The following is a 16,699-nucleotide window of genomic DNA, read 5'->3' as shown; positions in this document are numbered from 1 at the left end:
GCCGCCACGCACGGGCCCGGTCGGCCACGGTGCCGCCGCGGCCGATCGGGTACCCCGCTAGCTTCGGTTGCGGCGCGGCCTACCGCCTGGGCCTCGACTGTTCGTGCGGCCTATTGCTTGGGCCTCGACTGTTCGCGCCGACTACCACCTGGGCTTCGGCCGTCCGTGCGGCCTATTGCTTGGGCTTCGGCGCGGTTTTGGCCGACACCGTCTTGGCCGCGGTTTTCTTCGCCGCGGTCTTGCGGGTCGTGGTCTTCTTGGCCGCGGTCTTGCGCGTGGTGGCCTTCTTGGCCGCCGGCTTGCGGGTCGTGGCCTTCTTGGTCGTCGTCGCCTTGGCCCGGCTGGCCGGCGCTTCCTTGACCACCGGCTTAGGGGCGGCGGCTTCGGCCGCAATCAAGGCCAGCTTCTCTTGGACCTCGGCGATCACCGCCGCCTGGTTGGCTGTGCGGTTTTGCACATAGGCGTCGGCCTCCGCCACGATGTCGATGCGCAGCCCGGACTGATTGACGTAGGGCGAAATCACGATCAGGTTGACCCGCAGCGGCACCGTCGCGTCCTCGGCCAGGAAGTTGTTGACCTTGCGCGAGTCGGCGAAGGGCAGGTTGATCACGCCGGTTTCAAGCCGCACCGTGGTCGGCTCCGCGCTTTCGATCACCAGGTCGACTTGGGCCAAAACGCCTTGGTCAAGCGCCGCGTCCAGCGCGGCAAACGCCGGCTGCAGGGCCTTCTCCACCCCGTCTCGGCTCACCTGCTCGGGCGTCGCCGTGAACTGCGTGGTTTGGTAGTTACCGTTTTCGATGGCCTCTTGAAAGGCCGTTACGTTGATTTCCATTGTTTTCGTCTCCGTTTGTCGGCCCCGCTGGACCGTTGCTTGGCGGCCGTCTCGGCCCCACTGTTCGTCGGTCGCCGCCGCGGCGGCAACACATCACGGCCCATTCTACCGTACTTTCGCGCCCGGTTTCAACCGCCACGCCTTCCCGCAAGAAAACTGGTGTTCTATAATGGGAAGAGCGAAGCCGAGCGGGTTTAGGCGACCGGCTAGCGTGAGGCTGACACTTGGGCCTGCACTTGGCCCAAGTGGCGGCCTGAGCTAGGCGCGTCGCCGTTGCTCGGCGTAGCTCGACAGGGAAGAGCGAAGCTGGGCGGAGTTAGCGGGACGGGTAGCCTAGCGCCGTGAGTTGGGACCCGCACCTGGTCCCAAATCACGGTGCGTAGCTAGCCGCTCCCGCGATGCTCGGCGTAGCTCGACAGGGAAGAGCGAAGCTGGGCGGGTTTAGCGGGACGGGTAGCGACGTATCTGAAAATCCGGGCTCCGGCCCGGACGCACCACTACTTCCGGCTCCGACCCGGGGCGGCGGAACGCGTGGGGCTCTCCTGAGCCCGTTGCGGTCTCAGGACCCGCCCTTCCTGTAAGCCGGCAAGCCCGGCCGACTAACAGGAATTTCACGCTGGCTCGCCCCGGCCCTACGCCTCCAGCAATGGTGCCGTCCGAGCCTCCGCCCTACCCAGTGGTTAATCCACCAACCAACGGCGTTCGAGAAAAAAATAGCCTGGTTTTATTTTCGGGTACCACCAAGCGTGAGGCCGGGCATTGGACCTGACCCGCGTTTTCCACAGTGATTGTACATCAATTGTTCGACCGACCCCGCTGCGCCAACCAGCCGCTTGCTGCAAGGGCGGAGGGCGGCGTGGCGAGGGAGCCGTGAAAGGATTGGCCGCCCGGATGACCCGCGCTTTTTGCGGGGCATTCGCGTGGCCAATCCCGGTAAAGCCAGAGACAACCAATGGAGCCGCAGGCGACGGTTGGCTCTGGCTTTAGGTTGGAGCCCACCGGGCGGAAACCGGCCGCACAGCTCCCTCGCCACGCCGCCCGGAGCCCAGTCATCATTCGCTGCCGGCAACGCAAACACCCTAACAACAAGAAAGGAGGCGTCCCCATGTCCGAACACCGCATCGGTATCCGCGAGCTGGTCGAGCTCACGGTTCGCACCGGCGACCTCGACCCGGCCACCAGCAACTCGAACAACACCGCGCAGCTGGGCAGCCAGATTCACCGACGCCTCCAGGCCGCCCACAAGGAAGACTACGAAAAAGAGGTCTACCTGACCCAAGACGTCACCGTCAACGGCCAGACCTACACCATCGACGGCCGCGCCGATGGCCTCGACACCAGCGGCGCCACGCCGGTGATTGAGGAGATCAAGACATCTGCGCGGGACTGGGCCGACGTCACCCAAAACACCAAGGACCGCTACTGGGCCCAGGCCCGAATCTACGGCCATTTTCTCTGCCTGGACCGCGGGTGGGATAAAGTCCAGCTGGATCTGATCTACTACCAAACCGCAACCGACGAGGTGACGCGGTTCAGCGAGGTGCAGAGGGCGCCGGACCTCGCCCTGTTTTTCGAGGACCTGATTGCCGATTGGGCGGACTGGCTGCGGATGCGCTCGGACATCGTGGCGGCGCGTGACGCCTCGATTCACGGGCTGTCCTTCCCCTTCGGCGCCTACCGCAAGGGCCAGCGCGAGCTCGCCGTGGCGGTTTACAAGACCATCGCGGCCAAGACGCGGCTGTTCGTCGAGGCCCCGACCGGCACCGGCAAAACGATCTCGACGCTTTTTCCCACCATTCAGGCGATGGGGGCCGGGCTGATTCAACGCGCGTTCTACCTGACCGCCAAGCAAAGCACCCGGCACGTGGCCGAGCAGGCGATGGCGCTGATGCAAGACCAGGGCCTTGCCGCCAAGTCGATCACCCTGACGGCCAAGGACGTGATTCGCTTCGCAGACGAATCGGACGACCCGACCCAAAATCCCTACATGCTCGGCTACTACGACCGGCTGCGGCCCGCCTTAAAGGACATGCTGGACCACGAGGCGGCGCTGACTCGCGACGTGATCGAGACCTACGCAAAAAAGCACACGCTGGATCCCTTCGAGTTCTCACTGGACGCCAGCCTGTTTTGCGACGTCATCATCTGCGATTACAACTACCTGTTCGACCCGGCGGTGTTTCTGCAGCGCTTCTTCGCCGGCCCGGATCCCGACAACTTTTTTCTGGTCGACGAGGCGCATAACCTGGTCGACCGGGCTCGCAGCATGTACAGCGCCGAGCTGACCGACACCGCGCTGGTCGACCTGAGCCGCGCGTTGCGGCCTAAGCGGGGGCTGGGGCTGACCGCCGTCAAGGGCGACCTGACGCGCGTCATCACCGCCTTTGACGCGGTGGCGGCCAGCGTCGACCAGACCCCTTTGACCTTCCAAAAAGACCCGCTGGACGACTTCGCCGGCGCGTTGGACCGCTTCGCAAGCAGCGTCCACGACTGGCTGAGCCAGCCGCCCGACACCCGCGACGAGGCGCTGGTCGACTTGGTGCTGCCGGTGTTTTTCACCGTCACCGGCTACCTGCGCATCGTCGACCTGTACAATGCGGCTTACGAAACCGAGATCGCGATCGCGGCCGGTGCCATCACCATCAAGCAGCTGTGCCTGGACCCAAGCGATTTCGTCGCCAACTGCCTGGCCAAGGGGCGCGGCGCCGTGCTGTTCTCCGCCACCCTCTCGCCCCTGGATTACTACCAGGACCTGCTGGGCGGCCAAGCAGACAGCCTGGCCTACCGCCTGACCTCGCCGTTCCCCCAGGAAAACCTGAAGGTCGTCGTCACCCAAAACATCACGCCGACCTACCGCAACCGGGAGAGCTCGCTGCCGGACCTGGTGGCCAGCCTGATTCTGCTGGCCACCACCAAGCCCGGCCACTACCTGGTATTTTTGCCGTCGCACAGCTACCAGGCGACGGTTCTGGCCGCGTTCAAGGCGGCGGCGCCGACGCTTGCGGTGATTGCCCAGGAGGCCGGCATGGACGCGGCCGCCCGGGCGGCGTTCATCGCGCGGTTCACGGACGACGACCGCCCGGTGGTCGGCTTCGCCGTACTCGGCGGTATTTTCGCCGAGGGCATCGACCTCGGCGGCGCCGCCTTGGTCGGGGCGGCGGTGGTCACCGTCGGGCTGCCGGGGCTGAACCCCGAGACCGACCGGCTGCGCGACTACTTCAACGCCCAGGGCAAGGACGGCTTCGCCTACGCCTACCAGCTGCCCGGCTTCAACAACGTGTTGCAGGCCGGGGGCCGCGTGATTCGCGGGGCTCACGACGTCGGCGTGATCCTGCTTGCCGACAGCCGCTTCGCCGGACCACGTTATGCCCCGCTGTTTCCGCCGCACTGGGCCCATGCCACCGTCGCTTACGGCATCGACGACCTGGCCGACCAGCTCACCGCGTTTTGGACGGCGCATGACGCCTTGCCGACCGGCGACTCGAGAAAGGAGGACGCGCATGTCTAAAACCGCACTGACCCTGGATCTGGAACGCACCCTTTACGCCTACTGGGAGGAGCTCGGCGCCGTGGCCGTCGAGGAGGTCACCATGCCCGACGACAACGGCATCGTCGACACGCTGGTTCGCCAGCAAGACGAGACCGGCACCACCTGGCGCTGCTTTGAGCTGAAGGTCACCAAGGCGGATTTTCACTCAAGCGCCGCCTTGAGCTTCGTCGGCCACTACAACTACTTCGTGCTGCCGGTCAAGCTGTACCAGCAGGTCGTCGCGGAGATTCCGGCCGGCATCGGCGTGATGACCTACACGCCTTATGCGGCGGCGCTGATGGCCGCGACGCTTGTGCCACCGGCCGCCCCGGGGCAACTGACGGTCGCGCGAAAGCCGACCCGTCAGGCCCTGCAGGTGCCGGAGGCCGCGCTGTGCGACCGCTTCATCGCCAGCCTCAACCGCGAGGTCCAAAAGGCCAAACGCGCCGCCCGGGGCCCGAACGCGTTTTCAGACGACGAGCTGATGCGCGAGCTGCGCCGCCGCGGCAGCGACTACGCGGTTTACGACCCGGCGGCCAACCTCTACGACCGCTTCTTCGGCGAGCTGACGGACACCACCGTCGCCACCCTACAAGAAGAGGTCGACGCGCTGGCGGCGGAGCTGGCCGCAGCCAAGCTCAAGGCGGCCGGCGCATGATCTATTACCCGCTGATTCGCGGCCGCCAGTTCGACCTGCTGGCGCTGGCCGGGCTAGCCACAACGCTGTCGCCAAGCATCGTGCCGATCATCGAGCCGGTCAAGGACCTGCCGAGCCTCACGCGGGTGACCAAGGCCTTCGCCCAGGCCAAGCACCCGCTGTACATCATCGCCAATCCCCAGGTCGGCACGTACGGCCTACTCGAAACGCCGCGGCACCGCGTGGCCTACGACGGCACCTGGGTGCGAGCGGCCCGGTACTTCGACGCCCAGCCGGCCGCCCTGGTGATCGCGACCACCACCGCCCAGCTGGCGGCGCTTGCGCCCGATCAACCCGTGGTGGTGCCGGACGCCGCCAGGTTCCGGGCGGCCGGCCACCCGCAGGCGATCTATTTGAGCGACCACTACCCGACCCGGGCGGCCACCGAGGACTACTACCGGCTGCAGCGCGATTTTTACCAGTACCCCCAGGCGCTGCTGCCGGGATCGGGCTTCGCCGATTACCCGCTGAGCAGCCACTGGTACGACGAACACGGTTACCCGCAACGCGCCATCGCGCTGCACCTGCTGTACCAAGACCGCGGCATGCTCTACCTGCGCCACTTCACCTCGGTCAACAACGCCGACTACCAAAACCCCAAGGCCAAATTCCTCGAGGCCTTGGTGCCGCTGGCCCCGTGGCTGGCCGCGCATCCCCAGGCGGCCACGCCGGCGACAACCGCGCTGCTTGAGCTCGCCGCCACCCGCCACTTTCCCGGCCTCGGCACCGTGCGGCGACTGCAGCTGGAACACTTCATGACCGTGATGGGGCGGTGGCTGGCCAACTGAGCGACCGTTAAGCCGCTTGATTGCAGCAGCGGCCATTCCGTCTGATTCCACACAAAAACCCGCGTCTCGCTATCGTCAGCGAGACGCGGGTTGTTTTTTGTCGGAATTAGAAGACCCGAACCGCGAAGGATGGGTAGAAGTACTGGGAAATCGCCGCCGTGGTGACGGTTTGGCCCGGCTGCGGGGAGTGGATGTACTGGCCGTTGCCCAAGTACAGCGCCACGTGGTACGGGGTGCCGGCGGTCGCCCAGAAAATCAGGTCGCCGCGCTGCGCGTTGGCCACGGAGACGCGGGTACCGTTGTACTGCTGGGTGCCGGTGTAGCCGCCCAGCGTGATGCCGGCGCCGTTTTGGAAGGCGTAGTACATCAAGCCGGAGCAGTCGAAACTCGACGGACCCTTGGCGCCCCAAGTGTAAGGCTTGCCGATCTGCTGACGGGCCACCTTGATGATGGCCTCGATCTTGGCCGAGCGGGAAACCGTCGGCGTGGTCGGCTTAGCCGGCGTGGTTGGGGTCGTCGGTGTCGTTGGCTTGCTTGGCGTCGTCGTGTCCTTGGCTGGGGTGGACGGCTGGGCCGGGGTCGTGGTGTCCTTGGCCGGGGTCGTCGCGGTCGTGCCGGTCTTGGTGAAGCGGGCCGGAATGAAACCGCCAGCGCTCAGGCGGTACCAAACCTCGCCGTCAGCCGTGGTCTTGCCGTTGGCCTTGACGCTTTGGCCGTCGCTGAGGTACGTGCCGTTGGCCTTGCTGTAACCCGCGGTGGTCCAGACGGTCACGACGCTGCCCGGGTTGGACACGGTCAGCGTGTAGTTGCCGGCCGTCACCGGCGTGGTCGTCGCGGCCGGGGTCTCGGTCTTCGCCGGCGTCTCGGTCGTGGTGCTGGTCGCCGGGGTCTCGGTCTTGGCTGGCGTCTCGGTCTTAGCCGGGGCCTCCGTCTTGGTCGAGGTGTCGGTCGTCGCGGTCTCGGTCTTAGCCGGGGTTTCCGTCGTTGCGGCCGGCGTCGTGGTGGTCTTGGCCGGCGTCGTGGTGGCCGTGCTGGTCGTCGCGGTCTCGGTCTTGGCCGGCGTCGTCGTTGCCGCCGGTGTGGTTGTGGTCTGGGCTGGCGTCGTGGTCTTAGCCGGCGTCGTCGTTGCGGTGGTCGTGGTGGTCTTGGCTGGGGCCGTCGTGGTCGTCGTAGCCGGCGTGGTCGTCGTCTGGGCCGCGCCATTAACGCTCGCGTAACGCGCCGGCACGTAGCCACCGTTGCTCAGGCGGTACCAGGTCTCGCCGCCGTTGGTGGTCTTGGCCACCGCCTTGACGGTTTGGCCGGCGGTCAGGTAGCGGCCGGTCGGGGCGGTGTAGCTGGTGCTACCCCACACCGTCGTTGCGCCTTGGGTGTAGGTCACGGTCAGCGCAAAATCACCGGGCTGGCTGGTGCCGGTCTGGGTCGCGGTGGTCTTGGTGCTGCCGGCCACGCTCAAGTAGACCTCTGGGATCCACTCGTTGGCGCCGATCTGGTACCAGGTCGTGCCGTTGATGGTCTTTTGGCCCTTGATTTCGATTTGTTGGTTGTAAAGCACGTAACGCTTGGCCTGGTTGAAGGCCGGCGTCTGCCAAACAGTGGTGGCGCCTTCCTGGTACGTCACCGTGCCAGTGGCTGCGCTCACCTGATTCGGGGTTGTGGCAAGCGCGGCAAGCCCGGCAGCACCGGCGATCCCTGCTGTTAACGCGAGTGCTTTAGTTGTCTTTCCCATACGCTCTGAGTCCTCCCATTTGGTGCTTGATTATTTCGTAAGTTCTTTTAGTATTTCTTAAAGAGTTACTTAAAGATTACCACGTTGACCCCGCCATTGCACCAGAAAGCGTGTTCGTTCGCGGCCGCAACTGGTGAAAAAGGCAAAAGAAAGCGGTCATGCCGGCGTTTTGGCCGGGCATGACCGTTATTTAACATTTATGTTACACCTTTTTGGCTACGGCCAGCGCCAGGCGGATCATGTCGTCGAAGCTGGTCTGCCGCTCTTCCGCCGTGGTTTCCTCGCCGGTCACCAGGTGATTGGATACGGTGAGAATCGCCAACGCCTTGCGGTGGTACTTGGCCGCCAGCAGGTACAGCGCCGGCGTCTCCATCTCGCTGGCCAACACGCCGTAGTCGCACAGCTTTTGGCGGTCGATTTCATCGTTGTAGAAGCGGTCCTCGCCCAGCACGTTGCCGACGTGAACCTTTTGTCCCGCTTGCTCCGCCAGCTGGTCGGCCAGCCGCAGCAGCCCGAAGTCCGCAAGGGGGCTGTAGTAGATGCCGGCGCCGAACGTGTTCAAAATGATGCTGGAGTCGGTGCTTGCGCCTTGCGCCAGCACCAGGTCGCGAACGTGGACATCCGGGGCCAGGCCACCGGTGGTGCCGACGCGAATCAGCGTCTGGACCCCGTAGTCTTGAATCAGCTCGGTGGCGTAGATGCCGATGGACGGAATGCCCATCCCCGTGGCCTGAACCGACACGCGCCGGCCCTCGTAGGTGCCGGTGTAGCCGAACGCGTTGCGAACCGTGTTGTACCGCTCGGGCCGATCGAGGTAATGCTCGGCGATGTACTGGGCTCGCAGCGGGTCGCCGGGTAGCAGCACGACGTCGGCGATGGCCCCGGGCTGGGCTTCAATGTGGGTACTCATACAATGCGCCTCCTTGATTGAATCGACGAAAGTTTACCTATTGAACTGTTGTGGTAGGTCGGTGACCAAGTGGCCCGGTTGCGGCGGCGCCGGGTGGCCCCGGCCGCGGAACCAGGCACGTCGCTACTGCAAAAGGCCCAGGAACGACGCGCCGATGCCATTGCCGGCGACGCCGAAGTTGGCCAGCACCGTGGCGCCGAGGTCGGCGAACGGCGAGCGAACGCCGAGGTCGCCGCCACCCGGCAGCGCCTTGCTGTAGGCGATCAGCGGCACGTACTCGCGGGTGTGGTCGGTGCCGGTGAAGCCCGGGTCGTTGCCGTGGTCGGAGGTGATCAAAAGCAGATCGTCCGGCGCCATCGCTGCCAGCAGCTCGCCCAGCTGGCGGTCGAAGGCCTCAAGTGCCTCGCCGTCGCCTTGCGCGTTGCGCCGGTGGCCGTACATCGCGTCGAAGTCGACCAGGTTGGTGAAAATGAACCCGGTGCGGTCGCTTTGCACCGCCTCAATGGTTTTGGCCATACCATCCGCGTTGGACACCGTGTGAACGCCGGCGTCCAGCCCTTGGCCGGAGAAAATGTCGTTGATTTTGCCGACGCCGTACGTCGCCACCCCGGCGGCCTGCAGGCGGTCGAGGTCGGTCGGCGCGTTGGGCATCAGCGCGTAGTCGTGGCGGTCGCTGGTGCGGGTGAACGTCGCCGCCGTCTCGCCGACGTAAGGCCGCGCGATCACCCGGCCGATGCGGTAAGGCTGCTCGGTCGTGATGCTTCGCACGTACTCGCAGATGCGGTACAGCTCCTCAAGTGGGATCACCGCCGTGTTGGCCGCAATCTGCAGCACCGAGTCGCCGCTGGTGTAGACGATCAGATCACCGGTCGCCAGTTGCTGCTCGCCGTACTTGGCGATTACCTCGGTGCCAGAGTACGGCAGGTTCACGATCACCTTGCGGCCGGAGAACGCCTCGATCTGGGCGATCAGCTCGCGGGGAAAACCGTGCGGGAAAAAGCCCAGCGGCTCCAGCACCGGCAGCCCCATCATCTCCCAGTGGCCGTCCATGCTGTCCTTGCCGGCCGACACCTCGAACATTTTGCCGAAGTACCCGATCGGCGCGGCCACCGGCCCGACGCCTGGAATTGGCCGCGGCCGGGCGATGTTGCCCAGCCCCAGCCGCTGCCAGTTCGGCAGGCGCAGCTGGCCGTCAAAATGGTCCCCGATGTGCCCCAGCGTGTCGGAACCGGCGTCTTGGTACTTGGCCGCATCAGGCGCCGCGCCGATGCCGATGGAATCCGTGACGATGGCAATGATCCGCTTGAACTCAGGCATGGGCTTGCGCCTCCTTCATAATCGCCACCCCGGCGCTTGCGCCCAAGCGACTCGCCCCGGCGGCGATCAGCGCCTGGGCGTCCTTCAGCGTGTGAATCCCCCCGGCCGCCTTGACGCCCAGCCGATCGCCGACCGTCTTGCGCATCAGTGCGACGTCGGGAACCGTCGCGCCACCGCCGGCAAAACCCGTGGACGTTTTCACATAGTCCGCCCCGGCCGCCTTGCTGAGCTCGCAGGCCCGAACTTTTTGCGCATCCGTGAGCAACACGCACTCGATGATCACCTTGAGCAACGCATGCCCGGCGTGAGCCGCGGCCGCCACTGCGGCGATGTCTTGCTGCACCGCCGCGTCGTGGCCGGCACGCAGCTCGCCGATGTTGATCACCATGTCGACCTCGGAGGCGCCGGCTTCAATCGCCTGCGTCGCCTCCGCCGCCTTGATGCTGGTCGCGTTGGCCCCCAGCGGAAAACCGATGACCGTGCAGACGTTGACGCCGGACCCGGCCAGTTCGGCCGCGGCCAGCGGCACCCAGTACGGGTTGATGCAGACGCTGGCAAATCCGTACTGCTTGGCCTCGGCCAGAATCTGGGCGACCTGTTCCTGCGTCGCCTCCGGTTTCAGCAGCGTGTGATCGATGTACTTGGCTAATGGCTTCTCCATGCCGATTCCTCCTGTTTGCGCGTTGCGTTGTTAAACCCATTCTACCATCATCGGGCGGGGAAGTGCTGAAAACGCTTCGGTGCAGATTCGGTTTGCGCAAAAAAGAAGCGGGTCGCATAACGACCCGCCCTTGGCTTGCTCACGCGATGACCTCCCGGCGACTGTCGCGTCACCGAACCGTCAGACCCGCCGCGGCTACCGGCGCAGCGCATCCCCGACCGGCAAACCCGATTCCGCACCACGGCGCTAATCCTGGCCACGTTGCCGGCCATGGCCATGCGGCCGGTCTTGGCCGTGCGGCCGATGCTGGCCGCGTTACCGGTCCTGGCCGCGTTGCTGTCCTCGCCTCGGCTGCAACCGTCGGGCTGGGCCTTATCGCGTCGCCTCGTAGCTCCCGGCGATCAGTTCGGCCAGGTCCTCGGGCCTTTCGAAGTTCGGCAGCAGCGCCGTCAGCCAGTGGGCCTTGGCCATGTGGTAGCCGGGCCGAAAATTCGGCTGCGCCTGCAGAATTGAGTTGAGCTCCGGGTCGCACTTCAGATCCACGATGTCGCACTCGGCGTCACCGGCCAGACCCATTTTGGCCGCCGGCACGTTCATCACCAGGGCGAACCACTTGCCGTCGGGGTGCCGCAGCGCCACGTAATCCGGAAAATGCTTGAACGGTCGGTCCACCACGGCCGGGTAGTGGTCCTTGCAGTACTGAATGAAATCGTCTCGGGTCATGGTAACACCTCCGAGATCATTATACGCCTGATATCAGTCGACCACCCGCAGCGGAAAACGGTAGACTCGCCGCGGTCGGCCTTCGGCGTCATGCTCCTGCACCGCGAACGGTTCGCCGGCCAGTACCACCCGGCCGCGGTACGTGTACTGACCGCGCGTCAGCGACTCGAAGAGGTAGACCCTGACGCCGTTGGTGGCGGACTCGGCCAGCGTTCGGTTCTGCGCATACGTCAGCGATTGATCGCCGATGCGACCCATGCCGGTGTACAAAAAGCGTCCTTCTTCATCCCAGCCGTCCTGGTAGGGATTGCGCTCCGGCTCGCCGTCGTGCTTGGCAATCAGCACCAATGAATTGGTTTTCTTGGATCGCCGCATCCCCGCCTGGGAGGAAACCTGAAACGTGGCCGTGATCGTCGCGTTTGGATACACCTCGCCGACCACCAGCGCGGCCCCAACCGTCGGCCTGTCCGGGACCTCGCCGGGCTTCGTGTTGCGTGGTCGCGGCACGGTTGGCGTCACATCCGCTCGCAGCGTGGCTTCACGCGCCGCGCCGCCGGTTTCGGCCACCGTTTGACCACCGGCGTTTCGGCCCGGCAGCGCGTTCAGGTAAGCCGCTTGCTGAGCGGGGTTGTCGAACCACACGAGTCCCGCCTCGAATGCCCGTGGCACCGCCAGCTTTCGATGCCCGGCCAGACCAAAATCGGCGGTGATCAGCTCGTTATCCGCCGCCTCAATCACCCCATGCCCCCAAGTTCGGTGAGTAATTGATGCCCCGATCAGTTTGAACATGCTGCCCTCCTAAGTCATTGGCGCCGCCGCGGCGTCGTAGTCGTCTCTTGCTTGATTATACCGAAAACTAAGATCTCAGCCTACTAAAAACGAGGCGGCTCACGGATGCACGTCGCATCCGCAAGCCGCCTCGTCTGTTTTGTCACACCTTGCGGTACCGCCGCATCCCCCGCACGTTCAGCGCCGACAGCACCACCAAGAACAGCAGCAACACCGCGATGTCCAGCCCGAGGCCGTCCAGCCCCTTGCCGTACATGATGATCTGCGTCATCGCGTGGCCGGCGTAGGTCAACGGCAGCACGTACGAGATGTCCTTGACCCAGGTTGCCAAGGAGTCCAGCGGCACGATGCCGGAGAAGAACACCTGCGGAATCACGATGATCGGGATGAACTGCATCATCTGGAACTCGGATTGGGCGAAGGTCGACATCAGAATGCCGAACGCCAGCGCGACCAGGGCCAGCAGGAAGTTAATCACCATCACGGCGAAAAGCGAGCCGGTGATCTCGACGTTCATGAACCCGACCGTCGTCAGCACGATGATCACCGTCTGAATGATGGCCAAAGCGCCGTAGCTCAGCATGTAGCCGGCGACGATTTCACCGCGCCGCACCGGCGTCGCCAGCAGCCGGTCCAGAGTGCCGGTGGTTCGCTCCTTCAGAAGCGCCATCCCCGAGATCAGGAAGACGAAGAAGAAGACGAAAAAGCCCATCAGGATCGGCACAATCTTGTCGAAGAAGCCGGTGTCCTTGTTCCCGTAACGGTAGCGGTTGGTGACCTTGACCGCCGCGGTCTTCCCGGCGGCCGCCGCCTTGGCCGCGACGCTGCCAGTTGCGGCGGTCGAACCGACGCCGGTCGTGGCGCTGCCGCTCGTCGTATCCCCTGCAGTGGCGCTGCCGCTCGCCTGGGCGGCCGCCTTCGCCGCCGCGGCTTGGGCCGCGGTCAGCTTCTTGATGGTGGCCGACATCACGGTGATGGTCTTGCCCATCTTGGTCACCGTCTGCCGCAGCGTTTTGACCCCGGCGGCGGTCATTGCGGCGCCGAAGCCCTGCTTGACCAGCGCGGTCTTAGTCGCGTCGGTGTTGGCGTAGGTCACGCGGTAGCGATCGCTGCCGGTTTTTTCGATGTAGGCGTCAACTTTTTGCGCCTTCAGCGCGGTTTTGGCCGCCTGCTCACTGCCCTTTTTCACCACCGCGACGTGCTTGACGTCGTTCAGCGCCGTGCGAATGTTGCTCGGCACCCCGACCGTCGCCACCGTGACGCTGGTGGTCGAATTCGCGGCGAAAATCAGCTTCATCAAGAACATAATCAAAACCGGCGCGACGAACATCAACGCCAGCGTCCGCTTGTCGCGCAATAGCTCCGCAATCACGCGCCGTGCAATGAACCATGCGTGAATCATAGCGCCACCCCTTCCGCCTTAAGGAACACGTCTTCGATGGTCGCAACCCCGTACTGCTGCTCCAGTTTCGCCGGCGCATCGAAGGCCATCAGCTTGCCGTCGAGCAGCAGCGCGACGCGGTCGACCAGCTCGGCCTCGTCCATCACGTGCGTCGTGATCAACACGCCGCGGCCGGCGTCGCGAACGGCGCCGAGCTCCCGCCAGATTTTGCGCCGCAGCGCCGGGTCGATGCCGACGGTCGGCTCGTCCAGAATCAGCAGCTCCGGGTCGCCGAGCAACGCGATGGCCAACGACAGCCGCCGCTTCATGCCGCCGGAGTAGCCGGCGACGCGCTTGTCGAGGTCGGCCGTCAGCTCGACCACCGCCGCCACATGGGCAATGGCCGCCGGTAGTGCGTTTTTCCCCACGTTCTTCATTCGACCGAAAAACGTCAGGTTCTCGCGGCCGCTCAGCGTCTCGTACAGCGCATCGTCCTGCGCCATGTAGCCGATGCGGCCGAGCAGCGCCCGGTTGGGCATCTGCGTGTCCAGCACCGTGGCCGAGCCGCCGTCTGCGACCTCCATGCCAAGTGCAGTTTTGATCACCGTCGACTTGCCGGCCCCGGAAGGCCCGATCAGCCCGACGATTTCGCCGGCCTGAACGGTCAGGTCGACGCCTTGCAGCACGGTCTGCTTGCCGAAGCGCTTGACCACGTGATTCAGGTTCATCTGTGTTGCCGTCATGCTCTCGCCTCCAAATAGTGAGTTGGCACTCACTCAATGGGACTACTGTACGCCCGACCGAGGTGAGTTTCAACTCACTTTTGGCAAAAATTGTCCGAATCTGCGCCGAGCCCGGGGTGTATACTAGTCGCATTGGAGGGGATAAAATGACCAAATTCAATCGCACGGCCTTCAGCCAAGAGGTCGCAACGCTGCTGGCGACCGCGCCGCTCAACACCACCGAGCGGCCGGTTCTGGAGCAGGTCAGCCGCGAGCTCGCCGCCGGCCACAACGACGACCGCGTCCTGGCCGTGCTGAGAGCCGGCCTGGATCTGCCTGCGGTGCAGCAACGCCTGAGCCAACCGGTCGCGGCGCTGCTGGCCAGCGTCGCCGGCTACCAGCTCGGCGGCAGGAAGGCCGGGCTCGGCCTCAGCCAGCTGAGATGGTGACCAATAAGCAACGCACCGCGACCGCCCAAGAGGCAGCCACGGCGCGTTTTCGCGTACAAAAAAAGCGGTGAGCCACTAGGGTTCACCGCTTCACAGTACCTGCAAGCAGGTAAGATCCGCTGGCTCCACAACCTTGGATCACTGACCCCCGCAAATCCGGCGGGAAACCGGTCAGCTGCGCTTTCACCATTGCTGGTTACTCGACTCATCGCATGTATCTAGTATATCACTTACCAAGCGACCGTGCCGAACTTTCGTCGTGGTCCCGTTGGCCGGCCGTGCTGCGGCTGCCGGCGGGTACAAGGCCGGCGACCAGGCGGCATCAGGACCGCCAATGGGTACGAGTCCCGCAACCAGCGGTTCCGGTGCAGCTGATGGATACGCGTCTCGCAACCGCCGCATCGGCCCGGCCGCTCACTTGCCGAGCCGTTGCGGCGCGGTTTTGCGGTAGCTGACCTCGGCCAGAAGCTGGGCGAGCATGAACCCCACGGCGATGGCCCCGGCCACCATCGCGACGCGAATGGTCAGCGAGATCGCCTGGTCGATTTGGCCCAGCACCAGGGCTCGCACCGCCTGATAGGCCGTGGCTCCCGGCACCAGCGGCACCAGGCCCGGAATGTTGAAAATGATCACCGGCATCTTTTTGCGCCGGGCGAACAGCATCCCGCAGACGCCGATGGCCAAGGCCCCCAGTAGGTTGGCCAGCATGCGGCCGCTGTGGGCCGCCATCAGCAGCCAGTACACCAGCCAACCGATGGCCCCGGCCCAGCCGGCCAGGTTAAGCGCCCGGTGCGGAACGTTGATGATGATGGCGAACGCCACCGTGGAGAGGTAGCTGAAGCTGATCTGCACGAGCAGCTGAATCCAGTACGGCATCTCGGTGCCTCCTGACTAGAAGAATCTGAAAATCATGGCGATGCCGACCCCGATGGCGCAGGACGACAGAATCGCCTCCATGCCGCGAGCCATGCCGGACAGCAGGTGTCCCGCCAGCATGTCGCGAATCGAGTTAGTGATCGCCACCCCCGGCACCAGCGGCATCACGGCGCCGATGATCACGTTGTCGAGGTTGTGCCCGACGCCCAGCCGTACCCCGGCCCAAGCACTGACGCCGACCACCACGGCCCCGATCAGCTCGGAGATGAACCGCACCCGCGTCAGGCTGCTGAGGCGCAGGTAGGCGGCAAAGCCCAGGGCTCCGACGACTGCCGACAGCGGCATGTCGAACCAGTCGTACTGCTGGGCAAAAATCACCATCAGCGTGGTGCTGCAGACGGCCGCGGCCAGAATCTGCAGCCACACCGGAAAGTACGGCGTGTTGGTGTCCAGCTGCTCAAGTTTGCGCCGCAACTCGGTCAAAGTCAGCCGTCCCGCCTGGAACTCGCGGGAGAGCTGGTTGACCCCGGCGACCTTTTCCATGTCGATGCCGCGCTTTTGCACCGGCTCCAGCTCGACCGGCGGCTCACCGTTGACCGCGATGAACAGCCCGGTCGGTGTGGTGAAAACTAGTACACGACCGGCCCCGCCGTTGCGGGCAATCCGCGACATCGTGTCGTCGACGCGGTACATCTCGCTGCCGCCTTCAATCATGATGCGCCCCGCCAAGAGGCAGGTCGCCAGCAGCTCATTTTCCATGCTCGTCCTCCATCAGTCCGGTGAAGTGGGCCACAAGCTTGGCCTTGGGGTAAGCGCCGGTGATTTTCTCCACCGCCTTGCCATCCCTGAACACCAGCATAGTTGGTACGCTTTGGATACCGTACTGCGTCGCGACGGCGGTGTCACCGTCGACGTCAAGCGTCAGCAGCGTGAAGCCAAGCGTCTGCTCAAGCTCGCGCAGCATCGGGCTGAGAATCTTGCAGGGGCCGCACCAAGGCGCCCACAGATCCACCACCGTCAGGCCTGCCCCCAGGTGTTGCGCCATCGTCTCACTCGTTACCTTCGTCGCCATTTCGTGCCCCCGTTCTGTCGTGTTCCTCATTCTAACACGGTTTGGCCGCCACTTCCCATGATGCACAAAAAAAGAGCCGATATCATCGACTCTTTAAAAGCGCGGCAGCTTCCTACCCTCGCAGGCAGTCACCCACCAACTACTCTCGGCGTTGAGAAGCTTAACTTCTGTGTTCGGCATGGGAACAGGTGTATCCTTCTCGCTATCGCCACCGCACTTCTATT

At 64.7% G+C, this 16,699-nt stretch carries 16 protein-coding genes and 1 rRNA gene; 4 read left to right on the top strand and 13 right to left on the bottom strand.

Annotation, left to right across the window (positions count from 1 at the left end; genetic code table 11):
- Window positions 1-172: 172 nt before the first annotated feature.
- Complete coding sequence (locus ACYVRZ_RS07470) at window positions 173-832, bottom strand: hypothetical protein (RefSeq protein ID WP_461226005.1); 660 nt, start codon at window positions 830-832, stop codon at window positions 173-175.
- A gap of 1,105 nt (window positions 833-1,937) precedes the next feature.
- Here ACYVRZ_RS07470 and ACYVRZ_RS07465 point away from each other — a divergent pair.
- Genes ACYVRZ_RS07465 through ACYVRZ_RS07455 form a run of 3 tightly spaced genes read left to right on the top strand, consistent with a single transcriptional unit; the run spans window position 1,938 to window position 5,846 of the window.
- Window positions 1,938-4,340: an ATP-dependent DNA helicase gene (locus ACYVRZ_RS07465; protein ID WP_461226004.1), complete on the top strand. Its 2,403-nt coding sequence runs from the start codon at window positions 1,938-1,940 to the stop codon at window positions 4,338-4,340.
- Window positions 4,333-5,019, top strand: coding sequence for a hypothetical protein (locus tag ACYVRZ_RS07460; RefSeq protein WP_461226003.1), 687 nt, complete (start codon window positions 4,333-4,335; stop codon window positions 5,017-5,019). Before ACYVRZ_RS07465 ends, ACYVRZ_RS07460 begins: the two co-directional genes overlap by 8 nt.
- Window positions 5,016-5,846, top strand: a complete 831-nt coding sequence (locus ACYVRZ_RS07455; RefSeq protein ID WP_461226002.1) for a sce7725 family protein — start codon at window positions 5,016-5,018, stop codon at window positions 5,844-5,846. The genes ACYVRZ_RS07460 and ACYVRZ_RS07455 overlap by 4 nt, the downstream gene beginning before the upstream one ends.
- A gap of 106 nt (window positions 5,847-5,952) precedes the next feature.
- Here ACYVRZ_RS07455 and ACYVRZ_RS07450 read toward each other — a convergent pair whose 3' ends face one another.
- The 8 genes from ACYVRZ_RS07450 to ACYVRZ_RS07415 form a co-directional block, all read right to left on the bottom strand.
- Window positions 5,953-7,575 (bottom strand): C40 family peptidase, encoded by a 1,623-nt coding sequence (locus ACYVRZ_RS07450; protein WP_461226001.1) that lies wholly within the window; start codon window positions 7,573-7,575, stop codon window positions 5,953-5,955.
- 202 nt (window positions 7,576-7,777) lie between these two features.
- The gene (gene deoD, locus ACYVRZ_RS07445) at window positions 7,778-8,485 is read right to left on the bottom strand and encodes a purine-nucleoside phosphorylase (RefSeq protein ID WP_461226000.1); all 708 of its coding nucleotides are present in this window, start codon (window positions 8,483-8,485) and stop codon (window positions 7,778-7,780) included.
- A 123-nt stretch (window positions 8,486-8,608) separates the two neighbouring features.
- Complete coding sequence (locus ACYVRZ_RS07440; protein ID WP_461225999.1) at window positions 8,609-9,802, bottom strand: phosphopentomutase; 1,194 nt, start codon at window positions 9,800-9,802, stop codon at window positions 8,609-8,611.
- Window positions 9,795-10,463: a deoxyribose-phosphate aldolase gene (gene deoC, locus ACYVRZ_RS07435; RefSeq protein ID WP_461225998.1), complete on the bottom strand. Its 669-nt coding sequence runs from the start codon at window positions 10,461-10,463 to the stop codon at window positions 9,795-9,797. The genes ACYVRZ_RS07440 and deoC overlap by 8 nt, the downstream gene beginning before the upstream one ends.
- Before the next feature lie 372 nt (window positions 10,464-10,835).
- The gene (locus ACYVRZ_RS07430; RefSeq protein WP_461225997.1) at window positions 10,836-11,186 is read right to left on the bottom strand and encodes an MmcQ/YjbR family DNA-binding protein; all 351 of its coding nucleotides are present in this window, start codon (window positions 11,184-11,186) and stop codon (window positions 10,836-10,838) included.
- Window positions 11,187-11,219: 33 nt separating this feature from the next.
- Complete coding sequence (locus tag ACYVRZ_RS07425; protein ID WP_461225996.1) at window positions 11,220-11,975, bottom strand: hypothetical protein; 756 nt, start codon at window positions 11,973-11,975, stop codon at window positions 11,220-11,222.
- Window positions 11,976-12,117: 142 nt separating this feature from the next.
- Entirely contained in the window at window positions 12,118-13,377 is a 1,260-nt protein-coding gene (locus tag ACYVRZ_RS07420) for an ABC transporter permease (RefSeq protein WP_461225995.1), read from the bottom strand.
- Window positions 13,374-14,099: an ABC transporter ATP-binding protein gene (locus ACYVRZ_RS07415; RefSeq protein ID WP_461225994.1), complete on the bottom strand. Its 726-nt coding sequence runs from the start codon at window positions 14,097-14,099 to the stop codon at window positions 13,374-13,376. Before ACYVRZ_RS07415 ends, ACYVRZ_RS07420 begins: the two co-directional genes overlap by 4 nt.
- Window positions 14,100-14,245: 146 nt before the next feature.
- Here ACYVRZ_RS07415 and ACYVRZ_RS07410 point away from each other — a divergent pair, with 146 nt between their 5' ends.
- Window positions 14,246-14,527: a hypothetical protein gene (locus ACYVRZ_RS07410; protein ID WP_461225993.1), complete on the top strand. Its 282-nt coding sequence runs from the start codon at window positions 14,246-14,248 to the stop codon at window positions 14,525-14,527.
- A gap of 414 nt (window positions 14,528-14,941) precedes the next feature.
- Here ACYVRZ_RS07410 and ACYVRZ_RS07405 read toward each other — a convergent pair whose 3' ends face one another.
- The 4 genes from ACYVRZ_RS07405 to rrf form a co-directional block, all read right to left on the bottom strand.
- Window positions 14,942-15,403, bottom strand: coding sequence for a threonine/serine exporter family protein (locus ACYVRZ_RS07405; protein ID WP_461225992.1), 462 nt, complete (start codon window positions 15,401-15,403; stop codon window positions 14,942-14,944).
- Window positions 15,404-15,418: 15 nt separating this feature from the next.
- Window positions 15,419-16,162 (bottom strand): threonine/serine exporter family protein, encoded by a 744-nt coding sequence (locus tag ACYVRZ_RS07400; RefSeq protein ID WP_461225991.1) that lies wholly within the window; start codon window positions 16,160-16,162, stop codon window positions 15,419-15,421.
- Complete coding sequence (locus ACYVRZ_RS07395; RefSeq protein ID WP_461225990.1) at window positions 16,152-16,475, bottom strand: thioredoxin family protein; 324 nt, start codon at window positions 16,473-16,475, stop codon at window positions 16,152-16,154. The genes ACYVRZ_RS07400 and ACYVRZ_RS07395 overlap by 11 nt, the downstream gene beginning before the upstream one ends.
- Window positions 16,476-16,574: 99 nt before the next feature.
- Window positions 16,575-16,691 (bottom strand): 5S ribosomal RNA (gene rrf / locus ACYVRZ_RS07390).
- Window positions 16,692-16,699: the final 8 nt, after the last annotated feature.

Source organism: Lacticaseibacillus suihuaensis (assembly GCF_054785075.1).
The sequence above is the reverse complement of the archived record's forward strand: the minus strand, read 5'-3'. Positions and strand labels throughout refer to the sequence as shown.

Coding starts and splice junctions, on each gene's coding strand:
- deoC (WP_461225998.1), bottom strand. CDS start 10,463: ATGGAGAAGCCATTAGCCAAGTACATCGATCACACGCTGCTGAAACCG.
- ACYVRZ_RS07470 (WP_461226005.1), bottom strand. CDS start 832: ATGGAAATCAACGTAACGGCCTTTCAAGAGGCCATCGAAAACGGTAAC.
- ACYVRZ_RS07415 (WP_461225994.1), bottom strand. CDS start 14,099: ATGACGGCAACACAGATGAACCTGAATCACGTGGTCAAGCGCTTCGGC.
- ACYVRZ_RS07400 (WP_461225991.1), bottom strand. CDS start 16,162: ATGGAAAATGAGCTGCTGGCGACCTGCCTCTTGGCGGGGCGCATCATG.
- ACYVRZ_RS07425 (WP_461225996.1), bottom strand. CDS start 11,975: ATGTTCAAACTGATCGGGGCATCAATTACTCACCGAACTTGGGGGCAT.
- ACYVRZ_RS07420 (WP_461225995.1), bottom strand. CDS start 13,377: ATGATTCACGCATGGTTCATTGCACGGCGCGTGATTGCGGAGCTATTG.
- ACYVRZ_RS07450 (WP_461226001.1), bottom strand. CDS start 7,575: ATGGGAAAGACAACTAAAGCACTCGCGTTAACAGCAGGGATCGCCGGT.
- ACYVRZ_RS07430 (WP_461225997.1), bottom strand. CDS start 11,186: ATGACCCGAGACGATTTCATTCAGTACTGCAAGGACCACTACCCGGCC.
- ACYVRZ_RS07410 (WP_461225993.1), top strand. CDS start 14,246: ATGACCAAATTCAATCGCACGGCCTTCAGCCAAGAGGTCGCAACGCTG.
- ACYVRZ_RS07395 (WP_461225990.1), bottom strand. CDS start 16,475: ATGGCGACGAAGGTAACGAGTGAGACGATGGCGCAACACCTGGGGGCA.
- ACYVRZ_RS07460 (WP_461226003.1), top strand. CDS start 4,333: ATGTCTAAAACCGCACTGACCCTGGATCTGGAACGCACCCTTTACGCC.
- ACYVRZ_RS07455 (WP_461226002.1), top strand. CDS start 5,016: ATGATCTATTACCCGCTGATTCGCGGCCGCCAGTTCGACCTGCTGGCG.
- ACYVRZ_RS07465 (WP_461226004.1), top strand. CDS start 1,938: ATGTCCGAACACCGCATCGGTATCCGCGAGCTGGTCGAGCTCACGGTT.
- ACYVRZ_RS07405 (WP_461225992.1), bottom strand. CDS start 15,403: ATGCCGTACTGGATTCAGCTGCTCGTGCAGATCAGCTTCAGCTACCTC.
- deoD (WP_461226000.1), bottom strand. CDS start 8,485: ATGAGTACCCACATTGAAGCCCAGCCCGGGGCCATCGCCGACGTCGTG.
- ACYVRZ_RS07440 (WP_461225999.1), bottom strand. CDS start 9,802: ATGCCTGAGTTCAAGCGGATCATTGCCATCGTCACGGATTCCATCGGC.